The following is a 14,578-nucleotide window of genomic DNA, read 5'->3' as shown; positions in this document are numbered from 1 at the left end:
GGAGGGAGCCGTGGAAAGCGAACCGTGAAGGTGCCTCAAAGCCCAGTCCCGCATGACCCAGCCCGTTAGTGACCCTGACCGTTAGTAGGTGGACTATGAGTGACTCAGCAAAGCAGACTGACCAGCCCAGGGATCCCCGTGGTACCTACCACTCGGGACCCTTTCCCGAGCAGGAACAGAAGCAGCCGGGACTTACCGCCCCGATGGATCCGCAGCCGGACCATGGCGAGCTGAGCTACGAGGGCAGCGACAAGCTGCGGGGCAAAGCTGCGCTCATTACCGGTGGCGACTCCGGCATCGGCAAGGCGGTGGCTATTGCCTTCGCCCGCGAGGGTGCGGATGTCGCCATTTCCTATCTTCCCGAGGAGGAAGAGGACGCCCAGGACACGGCGGAATGGATCCGCAAGACCGGCAGGCGGGCGCTGCTTCTCGCCGGCGACGGCCGGAGTGAAGAGTTCAGCACGAAGATCGTGGACGACGCAGTAGCGGAGTTCGGCAGGCTGGATGTGGTGGTGCTCAACGCCGCCTACCAGAAGAACCGGGACAGCTTCGAATCGCTTCCTACCGAAGAGTTCGACCGCGTCTTTCAAACCAATCTCTACTCACTGCTGTGGACCGCCCGTGCCGCCGTGCCGCACCTGACGGCGGGTGCGTCGATCATCACCACCGCTTCCATCCAGGCGTTCAACCCCTCACCGGGACTGATCGACTATGCCATGACCAAGGCGGCCCAGGTCGTCTTTACCAACGCCCTGGCCCAGGAGCTCGGGCCTAAGGGTGTCCGCGTGAACGCCGTGGCGCCGGGCCCCATCTGGACTCCGCTTATTCCCGCCACGGAATGGCCTGACAAACTGCCCAAGTTCGGCCAGGACACGCCGCTGCAGCGCGCCGGCCAGCCCGCGGAACTCGCCCCGGCCTATGTCCTGCTGGCGTCCGACGCCGGCTCGTACATCTCCGGGGCAGTGCTGCCCGTCACCGGCGGCAAGGGGCTGTGAGCCGGGCCCTGGGCCGCACGGAGACCCACGTTTTCCAGCAATTTCCAGCCAATCAGGAGGAACACATGAGCCAGGACAACCAGCACGCCGCCCCTGAAGAGGAAGCGGGAGGCTACGGCACGCCCACCGTTGAGCAGGAGGTGGGCGGAAAGCAGTTTGCCCAGCCCCGCGAGGAGGAGGATTTTGACGCAGCAGGCCTGAACCAGAACAGCCCGGACGGCGAGACCTTCGGCACAGGTACGCCGAACCTCAGCCACTTTGCCGAAGAAGATCAGGACAGCGCGGGTGAACCCGGTGCCGGCCGCTTCGGCGGGACAGACGAGCAGCTCCATGCCGAGGGTGATGCCAGCGGAGCCGGCTTCGATACCGTCCCCGGTGAGTCCCCGATTCCCCGAGACGCCGATGCCTCGCCGGGCGCCGGGGCTGAAACAGCCGACGCGGGTGCAGGAGACGAAGCCGTACCGTCAGCGGACGCCGAGATCGATGAGGGCAACGCGGACGCCCAGGGTTCAGACCAGTTCTCTTCGGAGCCGGACCAGGACGCCGCCGGCCTGCCGGACGGCAGCGGCAACGATCTGCCGAAGGAAAAGTCCCCGAACGACGACGACGAGACGTTCGACGCCGGGTAGCAGCCCAGTTCTTCAGGTGCCGGCGTCTTAGGTGCCGGCGCCGCATTCCTGCACCACTTTGCCGGCGGAAAACACTTGGCGCACCTGAATTTCAGGGGCGCCAAGTGGCCTGAGAGGCCCAAAATGGTGCAAAGATGCTCCGGATATGCCTCGGGCGCGCCAAATGCGCCCGTGAGAAGACGGGCCCGGGGCCTAGCGCTTCTTCGGTGACCGCTTCGCCGCGGCGTTGATGGCTGCCTTCGCGGCCGGGGGAAGTCCGGACGGCCCCTCGGTCTCCGGTTCGGCCGCCGTGCCCCGGGCCTTCGCGATAGCCTTCATGCCGTGGTAGATCACCAGGGCCGCGGCGGAGCCCAGCGCAATGCCGGTGAACTTGAGGTCCCCGATGGTCCACGTGTAGTCGGCGATGCCGATGATGAGCGCGACGGCGGCGGTGGTCAGGTTCACCGGGTTGGAGAAGTTGACCTTGTTCTGGACCCAGATCTTCACGCCCAGGATGCCGATCATGCCGTAGAGCATGGTCGCGGCGCCGCCCAGCACACCCGGCGGAACCGTGGCGATCAGCTCGCCGAACTTGGGCGAGAAGCTCAGGAGGATCGCGAAGATACCCGCCACCCAGTACGCCGCGGTGGAGTAGACCTTGGTGGCCGCCATGACGCCGATGTTCTCGGCATAGGTGGTGGTACCCGATCCGCCGCCGAAGCCTGCCAGTACGGTGGCCGCTCCGTCGGCCATCAGTGCGCGGCCGGAGACGTCGTCCAGGTTCTGCCCGGTCATGGCGGACACGGACTTCACGTGCCCAATGTTCTCGGCCACCAGCACCAGCACCACCGGAACGAAGAGGCCCACGACGCCCAGGTGGAACTCCGGCGTCTGGAAATGGGGCAGGCCGACCCAGGCCGCGGCGTCCATCTTGGAGTAGTCCACCTCGCCGCGGACCATGGCCGCGAGGTAGCCCACCACCACGCCCACGAGAATGCTAAGCCGGCCGATGATCCCGCGGAACAGGACGCTCACCAGGATGATTGTCACGAGCGTGACCAGCGCGGTCACGGGGGCTAGGTCGAAGTTGTTCTTGGCCGCGGGCGCCAGGTTGAGGCCGATCAGCGCCACGATGGCGCCGGTGACGATCGGCGGCATAAGCCTGTTGATCCAGCCCGCACCGAACTTCTGCACGATGGCACCGATCACGGCAAGCCCGGCGCCCGCCAGCACCACCCCGCCCAGGGCGCCGGGGACGCCGTACTGCTGCTGGGAGGCCATGATGGGTGCGATAAAAGCGAAGCTGGAGCCGAGGTAGCTGGGCACGCGGCCCCGGGTGATCACCAGGAACAGGAGCGTGCCGATGCCGGAAAAGAACAGGGTTGTGGCCGGGGGCATTCCGGTGATGATGGGCACCAGGAACGTGGCGCCGAACATGGCCACCACATGCTGCATGCCCACGCCGATGGTGATTGGCCAGGTGAGCCGTTCTCCGGGGGCGACCACTTCGCCTGGGCGGACCGCTTTTCCGTTGCCGTGCAGCTTCCATTTGGTTCCGAGCATGCTCATTGCCGGGGGCCTTTCAGAGGGATAGCCCGCGGGTTGGGGGCTGGGATCTTCCGGTGCAACAATACCGCGCCGGACCCGGGCGCCAAGAGGGTGGCAGCGGCCGGATGTGCCCAAGCTCACGTCCCGTAACCGGCCGTCACGGGAAGAGGGCTGCTCCGGGCACGGTTGTAACCATGGAAAGCAGGAGTGCACCGCCACGCCCAGCAGGGATGGCGGCAAAGCGAAAGGGAACTGAATGACAATCGCCCATGAAGAAGCCGTGATCGATTCCGCCGCCGTGGACGCGATTTTCGCTGAAGCCCGCACGGCCAACGCCTTCACCGGTGAGGTCACCGAGCAGCAGGCCCGCGCCATCTATGAACTGACCAAGTTTGGCCCCACCGCGTTTAACTCCCAGCCGCTGCGCGTCACGTACGTGCGCTCGGACGAGGCCCGCGCCAAGCTCGTGGACTTCCTCGCCGCCGGGAACCGCGCCAAGACCGCCTCCGCACCGCTCGTTGCGATCCTCAGCTACGACACCTCGTGGCAGGAGCAGTGGGACAACTTCCTGCCGGGCTACAACGCCCCCAAGGCCATGTACGACGCTTCCCCGGACCTGGCAACGTCCACAGGCAACAACAACGCGCACCTGCAGGCGGGCTACTTCATCCTCGCCGTGCGTTCCCTCGGCTTCGCCGCCGGCCCCATGACGGGCGCGGACTTCACCGCGATCGACGCCGAGTTCTTCCCCGCCGGTGACCAGAAGAGCTTCCTGGTGGTCAACATCGGCCAGCCCGGAGCTGACGCCTGGGGCGAGGCCAAGCCCAAGTTCGCCTACGAGGACGTCGTCCGCACCGTCTGATCCGCCCGCGCAAGCTTTCGCCCGGTGCGAGCCTTCGCCTGGTGCAAGCCCTCCCCAGTCCAGGCCCCGAAGGGACCAGGCGGACAGCCTCAGGACGCGCGATTGCCTCCGGCAACATGGGGGACATTCCGGAGGCAATCGGGGCAGTATTTCTGCAGCTTAGAGCTGCAAGGCATGCATCCGGGCCTACCCCAAGTTTAGTCCTGTTCCCTGGTTGAGAGCATCCCCGGTGGCACACTTGGGGTATGCGGAACCTCATCATGGTGGCGTTCACTGAGCCGGTCTCGGAGGGGCAGGAGTTCCTGCGCACCGACTGGCCGCTGCACATCACGCTGGTGCGTTTCGATGTTACGGACGACGCCGGCACGGCCCGGTTCGCGTCGCTCGCCGAGGTGCCGGCCAAGCAGGCGCTGGGCTCAGTGCTGTCCATCGGCGGGGACGACCACTTCGGGCATCAAGGCTCCGTACCCGTCAGCCTGGTTAAGGATGACCGCGCGCTGCAGGCGTTGCACGAATCCCTGGTGCAGGCGGTGGAGCTGCTTTCCGGCCGTGTCGCGAGCCCGCACCACACCCGGCGGCACTTCCGCCCGCATGTGTCCCACCGCGGTGAGCAACGCGCGAACCCGGGCGACGCCGTCGTGCTTGACCACATAGCACTCGTGGACATGGCGCCGGATGGTGACCGCACCATCCGGCGCATCCTCATGCTGTGGGAGCTTAGGAAATAACCCCGTCCACCAGGGCCTTGGCCTCGGCCTGGACCTGCTTCAGGTGGTCGGGTCCCTTGAAGGACTCAGCGTAGATCTTGTACACGTCCTCGGTGCCGGAGGGGCGGGCGGCGAACCAGGCGTTCTCCGTGACCACCTTCAGGCCACCGATGGAAGCTCCGTTGCCCGGCGCCTCCGTCAGTTTCGCGGTGATCGTCTCGCCGGCCAGGTCGGTGGCCGTGACATCCGACGACGACAGCTTTCCGAGCGCCGCCTTCTGTTCCCGCGTTGCAGCGGCGTCGATGCGGGCGTACACGGGTGCACCAAACTGGTCCGTGAGGCCCTTGTAGAGCTCCGACGGGGACTTCCCGGTGACCGCGGTGATCTCCGAAGCGAGGAGGGCCAGCAGGATGCCGTCCTTGTCCGTGGTCCAGACGCTGCCGTCCATCTTGTTGAACGAGGCGCCGGCAGATTCCTCGCCGCCGAACGCGCCTTCGCCGGACAGCAGGCCCGGCACGAACCATTTGAAGCCCACCGGCACCTCGACCAGCTTGCGGCCCAGGCTTCCGGCGACGCGGTCGATGATGGAGGACGACACGAGTGTCTTCCCGATCACGGACTCCGGGTTCCAGCCTGTGCGGTGGCGGTAGAGGTAGTCGATCGCGACGGCGAGGTAGTGGTTCGGGTTCATCAGCCCGCCATCGGGTGTCACGATGCCGTGGCGGTCCGCGTCGGCGTCGTTTCCGGTGGCGACGTCGTAGTTCGCCCCTTCGGACATCCGGTTGATGAGCGAGGCCATGGCGGACGGCGAGGAGCAGTCCATGCGGATCTTCTCGTCCCAGTCCAGCGTCATGAAGGCCCACTGCGGGTCCACGGTGGGGTTGACCACGGTGAGGTTCAGGTGGTGCCGTTCGCCGATCTCGCCCCAGTAGTCCACGGAGGCGCCGCCCATGGGGTCCGCGCCGATCCGGACGCCGGCCTCGCGGATGGCGTTCAGGTCCAGGACCGACGGAAGATCGTCAACGTAGCTGCTGAGGAAGTCGAACTTGCCCGTGGTCTCGGCCTCGAGGGCTTCAGCCACCGGAATCCGCTTCACGCCGCGAAGACCGTTCTCCAGCAGTTCATTGGCCCGGTTGGCGATCCAGCCGGTGGCGTCGGTGTCCGCAGGTCCGCCATGCGGAGGGTTGTATTTGAAGCCGCCGTCACCGGGCGGGTTGTGGCTGGGCGTGACCACAATGCCGTCCGCCTGCGGAGCGCCGGCCGGGGCGTTCCTGTTGTAGGTCAGGATGGCGTGGCTCAGGGCCGGGGTGGGGGTGTAGCCGTGGCGGGCGTCGATGAGGACCTTCACGCCGTTGGCGGCAAGAACTTCCAGGGCGGAATTCTGCGCCGGTTCGCTGAGCCCGTGGGTGTCTTTGGCCAGGAAGAGCGGACCGGTGATGCCCTGCCCTGCCCGGTATTCCACGATGGCCTGGGTGATGGCCACGATGTGCGCCTCATTAAAGGACGCCTTCAGGCTGGACCCGCGGTGCCCGGAGGTTCCGAACGCCACACGCTGCCCGGGATCACCCAGGTCAGGCGTGACGTCGTAGTACGCATCCAGAAGAGCGGTCAGGTCAACAAGGTCTTGGGATTGGGCAACTGTACCCGCGCGGCTAGCCATGGGACCAGCATGCCAGACGGGGCCGGAACGCAACACGAGTTGTCCGTAATCCGGTCCCTATGACGCCGAATTTCAGAAAATAGTGCGGCTAGTTGCAGATCGACATGGAAAAACTGAGTACTCACCGCCAAAAGTACCTATATACCGGCTGTTTATGCGGCTGCTACCTTCAAAAAAGAATGACGACGGCGGTCACAGCCGCCGGCCGAAAAAGATACCGGGCGGCGTGCAAAGGAGCCGGAACGGAACGGGTCTCCGATTGGCGGTGCCTCAACGGTCGACGCTCAGAACAGTGACGCTCTGAACAGGGACGCTCTGAACAGTGACGATCTGAACAGGGACGCTCTGAATAGCAATGAATGGGGGTGGGCAATGGGGGCTTCAGATGGGGCATTCGAACAGTCGCGGTTGTCGCCGGAACGGATTGCGCGGCTGAAACGCGACCTTGACCGGGCAGAGCACGCCGCTGCCGGCTACCAGCAGCTGGTGGCAGGCACACTCGGCCTGCTGATGCCCCACGGCTGGTTTCTCCTGCACGATGTCCACTGGCCCGGCCGCCCCTTGGCCAGGCTGGATCACGTCCTGGTGGGGCCAGGCGGGGTGGTGGTCATCAGCACCAAGTGCTGGAATGGCCACGTTGAGGTCCGGGACGGAGTGCTGCGGCAGAACGGCTATGCCCGGCACCCTGTTATAGAAGTGGCGCTGGGGCAGGCCGCTGCCGTGGCCGCCCTTCTTCCGGCGAACCGGCGCAGGTTCGTGCGCTCCATGGTCTGCATGGCGGCGCAGCACGAAGTTTCCGGAACTACCGCCTGCGGGGTGGAAGTGCATGGGACCGACCGGCTGGTGGCGGCGGTGGCAGCATTGCCCCGGGTGCTTGACTCTGAGTCCGTGATCGGGCTGTATTCCCAGCTCGGCCAGCTCCTCACGCAGCCGCAGGGCCCGGGCATCATGGCGCGACCTGCCCCCGCCATGATCCAGGAAGGGTTGAGGGCGCCGGCTCCCCGGCAAGCGACCACACAGCCTCCAACTGCTGGATCATCCGCCACGGCGATATCCCAGGCATCACGCCCGGCTGTCGCTGGTCCGAGCGGCCGATGTCCTCCGGTTGTCCCTCACCACGCAATCCACTCCTCCCGGGTCCAGTACCCCGCGGGCCGGGGGCCGGCTGCCCGGCCCGCGGGCGTCCGGAACGGCTTTCCTCAGCCGGGGCGGCGCCGTTCCCCCGGCACCCGTGTGGCGCGGTACATGGGAGGGGCGTTGATTGCAGCCATTCTCTTATCAGCACTCCTTCTGCCGCCCCTTTGGGTCGTCTGGGAGATTTTGCCCCGCTAAAGTCACCGAGGGTGATTGACGGGTTGCCCGTGCCATTGCCCGGGGCGGCTGTAGTGTTTTGCTTAGGACACTTTCAGAGGGGATCCCCATGACAGAGCAGCGCCCCAACGGAACGGGCGGCGGCCCAACGCCGGACGGCTACCAGCCGCCGTCGTATATTCCGCCGCAGGGTTCGGACATTCCGGCGCCCCCGCTGTACACGCCGCCGCTCTATGGCCAGGAATTCGGCCAGGGACAGGGCGGGTCAGGTTACGACGGCGGCCAGTACGGCCGCCCGTACGCCCAGCCCGGGAGCCCCTACGGCAACCAGGGCAGCCCCTATGGCCAGCAGTACGCCGGCCCCTACGGCCAGCCCCACTACGGGATGCCGGCTGAACCGAAAACGCTGAGCATCGCCAGCCTGTGCTGCGGCATCGCAGTCTTCGTCGGTTTTGGGTTCATCATCCTGCCGCAGATTGCGGCGGTCATCCTGGGGCACATGGCCCTGCGGCGTGAACCGTCGGGACGCGGGCTCGCCCTTGCCGGTCTGGTGATGGGATACGTCGGCCTGGCCCTCGCGGTGCTGGCCATTGTCAGCCTCGCGCTCCTGTTCAGCGTCGCAGCCACCAACTCGTACAGCACCATCTGAGGAGCGGCCCGGGGAACGGGAAGCAACCCGTCAATCTGTCAGCGCCCGGACCAGTCGCCCGCCGTTGACCTCCAGCCAAGCACGCCGGCGATGAATCATGCCGCCCGCTCCTTCGGCCCACATCCGCGCCCAGCCGCCGCCGAGGGTGCGGGCGTTGTGCTCCATGCGGTCAAACGACAGAAGGGCGGCATCCGCGCCGAATTCCGGCAGCCGTCGTCGTTCTTCTTCGGTCCAGCCGTAGGCGTCGGCGAACACGCGGCTGAGAACCCCGCCAGTACGACAGCTGCGCCTCATGCCCAGCTGGCCTAATACCCCAGCTGGGCCGCGACCTGCAGGAGCAGCGCCTCGGATCCCATCGGGCCGATCAGCTGAATGCCCATGGGAAGTCCCGCGTCCGCGCTGCCACCGCCGGTCCAGTGCACCGGGACGCTGACGGCGGGCAGGCCGCAGACGTTCACCATGGAGGACCACGGGGCGAATTCGCACTGCTTCCGGTAGTCGCCGTCGGCGTCGCCCGCCCATTCCGACGCCGGCCAGTGGCCGTCCCCGTGGGCCGAGCCCGTGAACCAGCCCACCGGCCGGGGCGTTTGGGCGAGTGACGGCGTCAGGATCAGGTCCCATTCGGCGTACTGCGCCAGGGTGTCCCGTTGGAACTGGCGCAGAAAGGCGAGGGATTCGTTCAGTTTCGCGGCGCTGCGCTGCTGTGCCCGGCGCCGGAAGGTTCGCGTGAGCGGGGCCAGCAAAGCCTCGCGCTGCGGTGCTATCCGGGCGGCTCCGACGCCGGCCGTCCAGGCCGTGGTGAAGGCGTCCGGATAACGGTTGTCATAGCGGATGGCGGTCTCGACGACGTCGTGCCCGGCGTCTGTCAGCAGCCGGGCGCCGGCTGCCAGGGCATCGAGCGCTTCGGGTTCCGGGGTGAACGGGAAGATGGCGGACCACGGGCTGTCCAGGCTCACACCGATCCGCAGCTTGGGCGGTGCGGCCTTGACGGCTTCCAGGTAGCGGGCGCCGCCCGGTGCCGCGTTCACCGCACTGCCCTCAGGACCCTCCGCAGCCAGCGCGTCGAGCATGAGCGCCGCGTCCGCGGCGGAGCGCGCCAGCGGTCCTGAAACCACCAGCCCGGCGGGATCGCCGCTGCTTTCCCCCGCCGGAACCAGTCCGCGGCCGGGTTTGAGTCCCACTAAGCCGCACGCGGCAGCAGGAATCCTGACAGACCCGCCGCCGTCGGACCCCGGCGCGAACGGCAGCAGTTTGGCTGCCACCGCGGCGGCACTCCCGCCGGATGAACCGCCCGAGCTGCGGCTCAGCGCGTGCGGATTGCGCGACGGCGGGGCGATGCGGTTCTCGCTGTAGGCCGTCAGCCCGAATTCCGGAACCTGCGTCTTGCCGAGTGAGATGGCCCCGGCACCCTTTAGTGTCGCGGCGAGGGCGCCGTCGACGGGAGCCGGGCGGCGGTCCAGGGCTGCGCTGCCGTGCGTTGTGACCACGCCGGCCACGTCGGTCAGGTCCTTGAACGCCAGCGGAACACCATGGAGCGGGGGCAGCTGCTCGCGGGGAAGGCGGGCCTGCAGCTCATCGGCCGCGGCGGCATGGGCCAGGGCCATGTCCGCGGTGACCGTGATGAACGCGCCCAGCCGGGGATTCGCGGCCTCGATCCGCCGGAGGAAGTGGGCTGTTGCCTCTCGCGCGGAGAGCTCCCCGGACCGCAGTGCGTCCCTGAGCAGCACCGCTGAGAGGTCGTGGATCTCACTCAAGGCGGCGCATCTTCCCGGGCGCGGGCAACGCCCTGTCGCCGGACACGTCGCGGACCGCGGGAGTGCCGGCTGGCAGGGCTGTTGTCCTTTGCATGATCCAAGAAGCGTAACGTGCCGCCCGTGGGCCGCGGGGCTGCCCGCTGGCGATACGCTGGTGCTGAGAGCTTGCAGCCGAGGAGAGGACTCCCATGAGCGACTTCGATACCGTCACCGTCAACGAGGTTCCCGCGGACGCCACCATTCTGGATGTGCGCGAAGACTACGAGTGGGTGGCCGGCCACGCCGAAGGCGCGGTGCACATCCCCCTGGACCAGCTGCCCGGCCGCATCGATGACCTGGACCCGGACCAGGACCTCTACGTCATCTGCCGCACCGGCGGACGGTCATTCCGGGCCGCCCAGTGGCTGGTCGGCCAAGGCTACTCGGCCCTCAATGTCGCAGGCGGCATGGACCAGTGGCTCGAGTCCGGCAAGCAGCTGGTCTCGGACAACGGGCTCAAGCCTGTGGTTCTCTGACCCGCTCGGCCACCGCTGCCCTTCCCCTATATAACTCGTAAGGAATACTGATGTCTGCCTCACGTCCCACCTATACCTTCCTTGGCCCCGAGGGCACGTTCACGGAGGCGGCGCTGATGCAGGTCCCGGACGCGGCAGACGCCATCCGGGTTCCGTCGTCCAACGTGAACACCGCGCTGGACAAGGTGCGCGACGGATCTGCTGACGCTGCAATGGTCCCTATCGAGAACTCCGTCGAGGGCGGCGTTACGGCCACCCTCGATGCCATCGCCACGGGACAGGAACTCCGGATCATCCGCGAGGCGCTTGTTCCCATCAGTTTTGTCCTCGTAGCGAGGCCCGGCACGGACATTTCCCAGATCCGGCGCGTCTCCACCCACGGCCACGCCTGGGCCCAGTGCAGGCTGTGGGTGGATGGGCATATCCCTGGTGCTGAATACGTTCCGGGCTCCTCCACTGCCGCCGCGGCGATGGGGCTCCTGGAGGATGATGCCCACTATGACGCCGCAATCTGCGCTCCCATTGTTGCCGCGGAACAGCCGGGGCTCCACGTGCTGGCCGAGAATATCGGCGACAACCCCGGAGCCGTGACGCGCTTTGTCCTCGTCAGCCGTCCCGGTGTTCTACCGGCCCGGACCGGCGCGGATAAGACCACCGTGGTAGTTCCGCTGCCTGAAGACCGGCCCGGTGCCCTCATGGAGATCCTGGACCAGTTCGCCACACGCGGGGTGAACCTGAGCCGGATCGAATCCCGACCCACCGGGCAGTACCTTGGCCACTATTTCTTCAGCATCGATGCCGACGGCCATGTGGCGGACGCACGGGTCGCAGACGCACTTGCCGGGCTGCACCGCATCAGCCCCGCCACGAGGTTCCTCGGCTCCTACGGGCGCGCGGATGCGCAGAGCCCGGTGGTAGCGCCGCATACTTCCGACGAAGCATTCCGGGCTGCGCATGCGTGGGTCCGAGATATTCTCGCGGCGGAGACGCTGGGCTCCGGAATGACCGTAAATGCTTCGCCCACAGCGTAGACAAATGCCCCTGACGGCACTTCCCTGCCCCTAGGACTGTGCGTATGCTTGCCTGATCAACAAGGGGGGTGGCCCCAACGAAGGGAGCGGGTCATGTCAGATAGTGCCAGCGCCGACAACGACGGCCAGGGAATGATCGTCAATCCCAAGCCGACCGCTGAAAACCAGGACTGGGACGGGGACGACGCCGACCGGGCGGACCGCCTGCGCTTCGAAGAGGAACAGGCCATGATCCGCGAGCAGTCCGAGGCCCGTGCAGCCGCCAAGGCAGCCGAGGCCGCCAAGCATGCTGGAACCGCCAAGTCCGCCTAGGACTAGGCCTGGCTGCCGCCCGCGCCAATGCCGGGCATGGCCCTGACCCGGATCAGCAGGGATCCGGGATCCACCTGAACCGTGACTTTAGTGGCTTCCCCGGAGGTGTCGCCGTCCAGTTGTGTGGGCATGGGCTCCGGGCATCTGATGACCACCTTCCCGGAGCGGTAGACGCTCATCACGGGCAGGTGCCGCTTGTGCTTGAACAAAATCTTCGTGTACATCGCCAGCCAGCCCACGGCGCTTCGCGGGCTCATCACCACGACGTCCAGCATTCCGTCGTCGATCATGGCCTGGGGGATCAGGTCGATGCCGCCGGGTACGAGTCCGCAGTTGGCGAAGAGGACGCTGCGGATCTTGCGCATCTGTTCGGGCTGGTCGTCCAGCGAAATCGACACTTTCTTCCGGCGTCCGGGCATGTGCCGGACGCCTGCCTCGGTGTACGCCAGCCAGCCCACGGCACGCTTTAGCCCGGCATTCGTATCACCCACCACCTCGGCGTCCATACCGATGCCGGCGATAACCAGGAATGCATGGTTGGACGAAGCGCCGGTCGCCGAGTTCTCGATTTGCATCCGGGCCGTATCGATGTACCGCTGATGGCCGAAGAGGGCCGTCTGGACGTTGCCGTATAGGTCGTACAGGTCCACGTCCACATTGCGCGCCAGCAGGTTTCCCGTGCCGAGCGGGATCAGGCCCATCGCCACACCCGTGTGGGCGAGCGACTCAGCCACGACGCGGACGGTGCCGTCACCGCCGCCCACGAGGACGACGTCGGCGCCGTAGTGGAGCGCTGCCCGCACCTGTGAGTGGCCGGGGTCATCCGCCGTCGTCTCAAAAAACCGGGGGGCCTCCCAGCCTGCCGCAAGGCAGGCCCGCTGGATGGCGGCGCGCGCCTCGGCCGACTTGGCCTTGATGGGGTTCAGAACCACGGCAACACGCTGGCGTTCCAGGCCGTGCGCATGGGTGTCTTCCCGCACGGCGCTGCGCGCATGCAGGGCCTTGAGGCTGCGCACGCCCCACCAGCTGGAGACGGCGAATGCCAGGGCCCCAGCGATCAGGACGTAGAGAAGCAAGTCGCTCATGGTGCTTCAACACTATCCCGCCAGGCACCGCTCCCGGTTCGGCGGGGTGTCCAGCAACGGGTTCGCATCGGAGCCCCCGGCAATCGGGAACAGCGTCCGCGCCGGGCAGCCCGGCATATTCGATACTCTTGTCTGGTGATCGACGTAAAAGACCTCAGCGAAAATCCGGACAAGTACCGCGCCAGCCAGCGCGCCCGAGGTGCGGACGAAACCGTGGTGGACGCGATCATCGACGCGGATGCCGCCCGCCGGGCCGCGTTGATCAGCTTCGAAAACCTCCGCGCTGAACAGAATGTGTTCGGCAAGAAGGTGGCCCAGGCCAAGGGCGAGGAGAAGCAGGCACTGCTCGCTGAGGTCCGCGAGCTCGCCGGTGCCGTCAAGGCCGCCTCCGCCGAAGCCGACGCCGCGCAGGCCAAGCAGGAAGAGCTGCTGCGTACCATTCCCAACCTCATTGAAGACGGCGTGCCCGAAGGCGGCGAGGACGACTACATTGTGGTCAGGACCGTCGGCGCACCCCGCGAATTTCCCGACTTCGAGCCGCGCGACCACCTGGAGATCGGTGAGCTGATCGGCGCAATCGACATGGAGCGGGGCGCCAAGGTGTCCGGCTCGCGGTTCTATTTCCTGCGGGGCGTCGGCGCCAGGCTGGAGATGGCGCTGCTGCAGATGGCCATGGACCAGGCCATCGAGGCCGGCTTTGTCCCCATGATCACGCCCACATTGGTGCGTCCCGAGATCATGCAGGGCACCGGCTTTGATGTGAAGCACGACGCCGAGATCTACCGTCTCGCCGAAGACGACCTTTATCTGGTGGGAACCTCCGAGGTGGCGCTGGCCGGGTACCATGCCGACGAGATCCTGGACCTCACGGCGGGTCCCATCCGTTTCGCCGGCCAGAGCTCCTGCTACCGCCGCGAGGCCGGATCGCACGGCAAGGACACCCGCGGCATCATCCGCGTGCACCAGTTCAACAAAGTGGAGATGTTCATCTACACCACCGTTGAAGAGGCCGCCGCGGAACACAGGCGCCTGCTCGCCTGGGAAGAGGAGATGCTGGCCAAGTGCGAGCTCCCGTACCGCGTGATCGACACCGCCGCGGGCGACCTCGGCATGTCCGCGGCCCGCAAGTTCGACTGCGAAGCCTGGATCCCCACCCAGGGTAACTACCGGGAGCTGACCTCCACCTCCAACTGCACGACATTCCAGGCCCGCCGCCTGAACATCCGCGAACGCGTGCTCAACGAGGACGGCGCCCCCAAGGGCACCAGGGCCGTCGCCACGCTCAACGGCACGCTGGCCACCACCCGCTGGATCGTGGCCATCCTGGAGCACCACCAGAACCCGGACGGCTCAGTCAACGTGCCCGCGGCCCTGCAGAAGTACCTCGGCGGCCTCCAGGTCCTGCCCGTCCTCTAACCCCCGCCGGCGACACCGGGTAAACACTCACACCGGGGAAAAGCTGTGAATATTTACCCGGTGTTCACACAGTGCTGTGGCCTGCGTCCTAGCGGGTGTCAGGGGTGTCTGCTGTACTAGGAGGC

Annotated in this window: 15 protein-coding genes; 10 read left to right on the top strand and 5 right to left on the bottom strand. The window is 66.7% G+C overall.

Annotated elements, in window-relative coordinates; translation table 11 throughout:
• Window positions 1-95 precede the first annotated feature (95 nt).
• Both AC1DDG_RS09230 and AC1DDG_RS09225 read left to right on the top strand, forming a co-directional pair.
• Window positions 96-995 (top strand): SDR family oxidoreductase, encoded by a 900-nt coding sequence (locus AC1DDG_RS09230; RefSeq protein WP_476875825.1) that lies wholly within the window; start codon window positions 96-98, stop codon window positions 993-995.
• A 65-nt stretch (window positions 996-1,060) separates the two neighbouring features.
• Window positions 1,061-1,624: a hypothetical protein gene (locus AC1DDG_RS09225; RefSeq protein ID WP_476875824.1), complete on the top strand. Its 564-nt coding sequence runs from the start codon at window positions 1,061-1,063 to the stop codon at window positions 1,622-1,624.
• 192 nt (window positions 1,625-1,816) lie between these two features.
• On the opposite strand, the gene AC1DDG_RS09220 is transcribed toward AC1DDG_RS09225, so the two are convergent.
• Window positions 1,817-3,172: a uracil-xanthine permease family protein gene (locus AC1DDG_RS09220; RefSeq protein ID WP_476875823.1), complete on the bottom strand. Its 1,356-nt coding sequence runs from the start codon at window positions 3,170-3,172 to the stop codon at window positions 1,817-1,819.
• 235 nt (window positions 3,173-3,407) lie between these two features.
• Here AC1DDG_RS09220 and AC1DDG_RS09215 point away from each other — a divergent pair, with 235 nt between their 5' ends.
• Both AC1DDG_RS09215 and AC1DDG_RS09210 read left to right on the top strand, forming a co-directional pair.
• On the top strand, window positions 3,408-4,013 hold the full coding sequence (locus AC1DDG_RS09215) for a malonic semialdehyde reductase (RefSeq protein ID WP_476875822.1): 606 nt from the start codon (window positions 3,408-3,410) through the stop codon (window positions 4,011-4,013).
• Window positions 4,014-4,258: 245 nt separating this feature from the next.
• The gene (locus tag AC1DDG_RS09210) at window positions 4,259-4,741 is read left to right on the top strand and encodes a 2'-5' RNA ligase family protein (RefSeq protein WP_476875821.1); all 483 of its coding nucleotides are present in this window, start codon (window positions 4,259-4,261) and stop codon (window positions 4,739-4,741) included.
• Here AC1DDG_RS09210 and pgm read toward each other — a convergent pair.
• Window positions 4,731-6,380 carry a phosphoglucomutase (alpha-D-glucose-1,6-bisphosphate-dependent) gene (gene pgm / locus AC1DDG_RS09205; RefSeq protein WP_476875820.1) on the bottom strand — a complete coding sequence of 550 codons (1,650 nt, stop codon included), beginning with the start codon at window positions 6,378-6,380 and terminating at the stop codon, window positions 4,731-4,733. The genes AC1DDG_RS09210 and pgm overlap by 11 nt on opposite strands.
• A 372-nt stretch (window positions 6,381-6,752) precedes the next feature.
• Between pgm and AC1DDG_RS09200 the strand changes: the two genes are divergently transcribed.
• Complete coding sequence (locus AC1DDG_RS09200) at window positions 6,753-7,712, top strand: NERD domain-containing protein (protein ID WP_476875819.1); 960 nt, start codon at window positions 6,753-6,755, stop codon at window positions 7,710-7,712.
• Window positions 7,713-7,800: 88 nt separating this feature from the next.
• Entirely contained in the window at window positions 7,801-8,340 is a 540-nt protein-coding gene (locus tag AC1DDG_RS09195; protein ID WP_476875818.1) for a DUF4190 domain-containing protein, read from the top strand.
• A 30-nt stretch (window positions 8,341-8,370) separates the two neighbouring features.
• On the opposite strand, the gene AC1DDG_RS09190 is transcribed toward AC1DDG_RS09195, so the two are convergent.
• The gene (locus AC1DDG_RS09190; protein ID WP_476875817.1) at window positions 8,371-8,634 is read right to left on the bottom strand and encodes a hypothetical protein; all 264 of its coding nucleotides are present in this window, start codon (window positions 8,632-8,634) and stop codon (window positions 8,371-8,373) included.
• 11 nt (window positions 8,635-8,645) lie between these two features.
• The gene (locus AC1DDG_RS09185) at window positions 8,646-10,094 is read right to left on the bottom strand and encodes an amidase (protein WP_476875816.1); all 1,449 of its coding nucleotides are present in this window, start codon (window positions 10,092-10,094) and stop codon (window positions 8,646-8,648) included.
• Window positions 10,095-10,282: 188 nt separating this feature from the next.
• Between AC1DDG_RS09185 and AC1DDG_RS09180 the strand changes: the two genes are divergently transcribed.
• The 3 genes from AC1DDG_RS09180 to AC1DDG_RS09170 all read left to right on the top strand — a co-directional run bounded on the left by AC1DDG_RS09180 (window position 10,283) and on the right by AC1DDG_RS09170 (window position 11,952).
• Window positions 10,283-10,609: a rhodanese-like domain-containing protein gene (locus AC1DDG_RS09180; RefSeq protein ID WP_230117852.1), complete on the top strand. Its 327-nt coding sequence runs from the start codon at window positions 10,283-10,285 to the stop codon at window positions 10,607-10,609.
• Between the two features lie 50 nt (window positions 10,610-10,659).
• Window positions 10,660-11,640 (top strand): prephenate dehydratase, encoded by a 981-nt coding sequence (gene pheA, locus AC1DDG_RS09175; RefSeq protein WP_476875815.1) that lies wholly within the window; start codon window positions 10,660-10,662, stop codon window positions 11,638-11,640.
• Window positions 11,641-11,733: 93 nt separating this feature from the next.
• The gene (locus tag AC1DDG_RS09170) at window positions 11,734-11,952 is read left to right on the top strand and encodes a hypothetical protein (protein WP_230117854.1); all 219 of its coding nucleotides are present in this window, start codon (window positions 11,734-11,736) and stop codon (window positions 11,950-11,952) included.
• Window positions 11,953-11,954: 2 nt separating this feature from the next.
• On the opposite strand, the gene AC1DDG_RS09165 is transcribed toward AC1DDG_RS09170, so the two are convergent.
• Window positions 11,955-13,037: a diacylglycerol/lipid kinase family protein gene (locus AC1DDG_RS09165; RefSeq protein WP_476875814.1), complete on the bottom strand. Its 1,083-nt coding sequence runs from the start codon at window positions 13,035-13,037 to the stop codon at window positions 11,955-11,957.
• 135 nt (window positions 13,038-13,172) lie between these two features.
• Here AC1DDG_RS09165 and serS point away from each other — a divergent pair, with 135 nt between their 5' ends.
• Entirely contained in the window at window positions 13,173-14,453 is a 1,281-nt protein-coding gene (gene serS, locus AC1DDG_RS09160; RefSeq protein ID WP_476875813.1) for a serine--tRNA ligase, read from the top strand.
• The last annotated feature ends 125 nt before the right edge of the window (window positions 14,454-14,578 follow it).

Source organism: Arthrobacter sp. 10L430 (assembly GCF_056395245.1).
Note: the sequence above shows the minus strand (reverse complement) of the source record. Positions and strands in the feature narration are given on the sequence as shown.

Bases quoted from the DNA above. Each gene is read 5' to 3' on its own strand.
- AC1DDG_RS09230 (WP_476875825.1), top strand. From the start codon at position 96: ATGAGTGACTCAGCAAAGCAGACTGACCAGCCCAGGGATCCCCGTGGT.
- AC1DDG_RS09225 (WP_476875824.1), top strand. From the start codon at position 1,061: ATGAGCCAGGACAACCAGCACGCCGCCCCTGAAGAGGAAGCGGGAGGC.
- AC1DDG_RS09220 (WP_476875823.1), bottom strand. From the start codon at position 3,172: ATGAGCATGCTCGGAACCAAATGGAAGCTGCACGGCAACGGAAAAGCG.
- AC1DDG_RS09215 (WP_476875822.1), top strand. From the start codon at position 3,408: ATGACAATCGCCCATGAAGAAGCCGTGATCGATTCCGCCGCCGTGGAC.
- AC1DDG_RS09210 (WP_476875821.1), top strand. From the start codon at position 4,259: ATGCGGAACCTCATCATGGTGGCGTTCACTGAGCCGGTCTCGGAGGGG.
- pgm (WP_476875820.1), bottom strand. From the start codon at position 6,380: ATGGCTAGCCGCGCGGGTACAGTTGCCCAATCCCAAGACCTTGTTGAC.
- AC1DDG_RS09200 (WP_476875819.1), top strand. From the start codon at position 6,753: ATGGGGGCTTCAGATGGGGCATTCGAACAGTCGCGGTTGTCGCCGGAA.
- AC1DDG_RS09195 (WP_476875818.1), top strand. From the start codon at position 7,801: ATGACAGAGCAGCGCCCCAACGGAACGGGCGGCGGCCCAACGCCGGAC.
- AC1DDG_RS09190 (WP_476875817.1), bottom strand. From the start codon at position 8,634: ATGAGGCGCAGCTGTCGTACTGGCGGGGTTCTCAGCCGCGTGTTCGCC.
- AC1DDG_RS09180 (WP_230117852.1), top strand. From the start codon at position 10,283: ATGAGCGACTTCGATACCGTCACCGTCAACGAGGTTCCCGCGGACGCC.
- pheA (WP_476875815.1), top strand. From the start codon at position 10,660: ATGTCTGCCTCACGTCCCACCTATACCTTCCTTGGCCCCGAGGGCACG.
- AC1DDG_RS09170 (WP_230117854.1), top strand. From the start codon at position 11,734: ATGTCAGATAGTGCCAGCGCCGACAACGACGGCCAGGGAATGATCGTC.
- AC1DDG_RS09165 (WP_476875814.1), bottom strand. From the start codon at position 13,037: ATGAGCGACTTGCTTCTCTACGTCCTGATCGCTGGGGCCCTGGCATTC.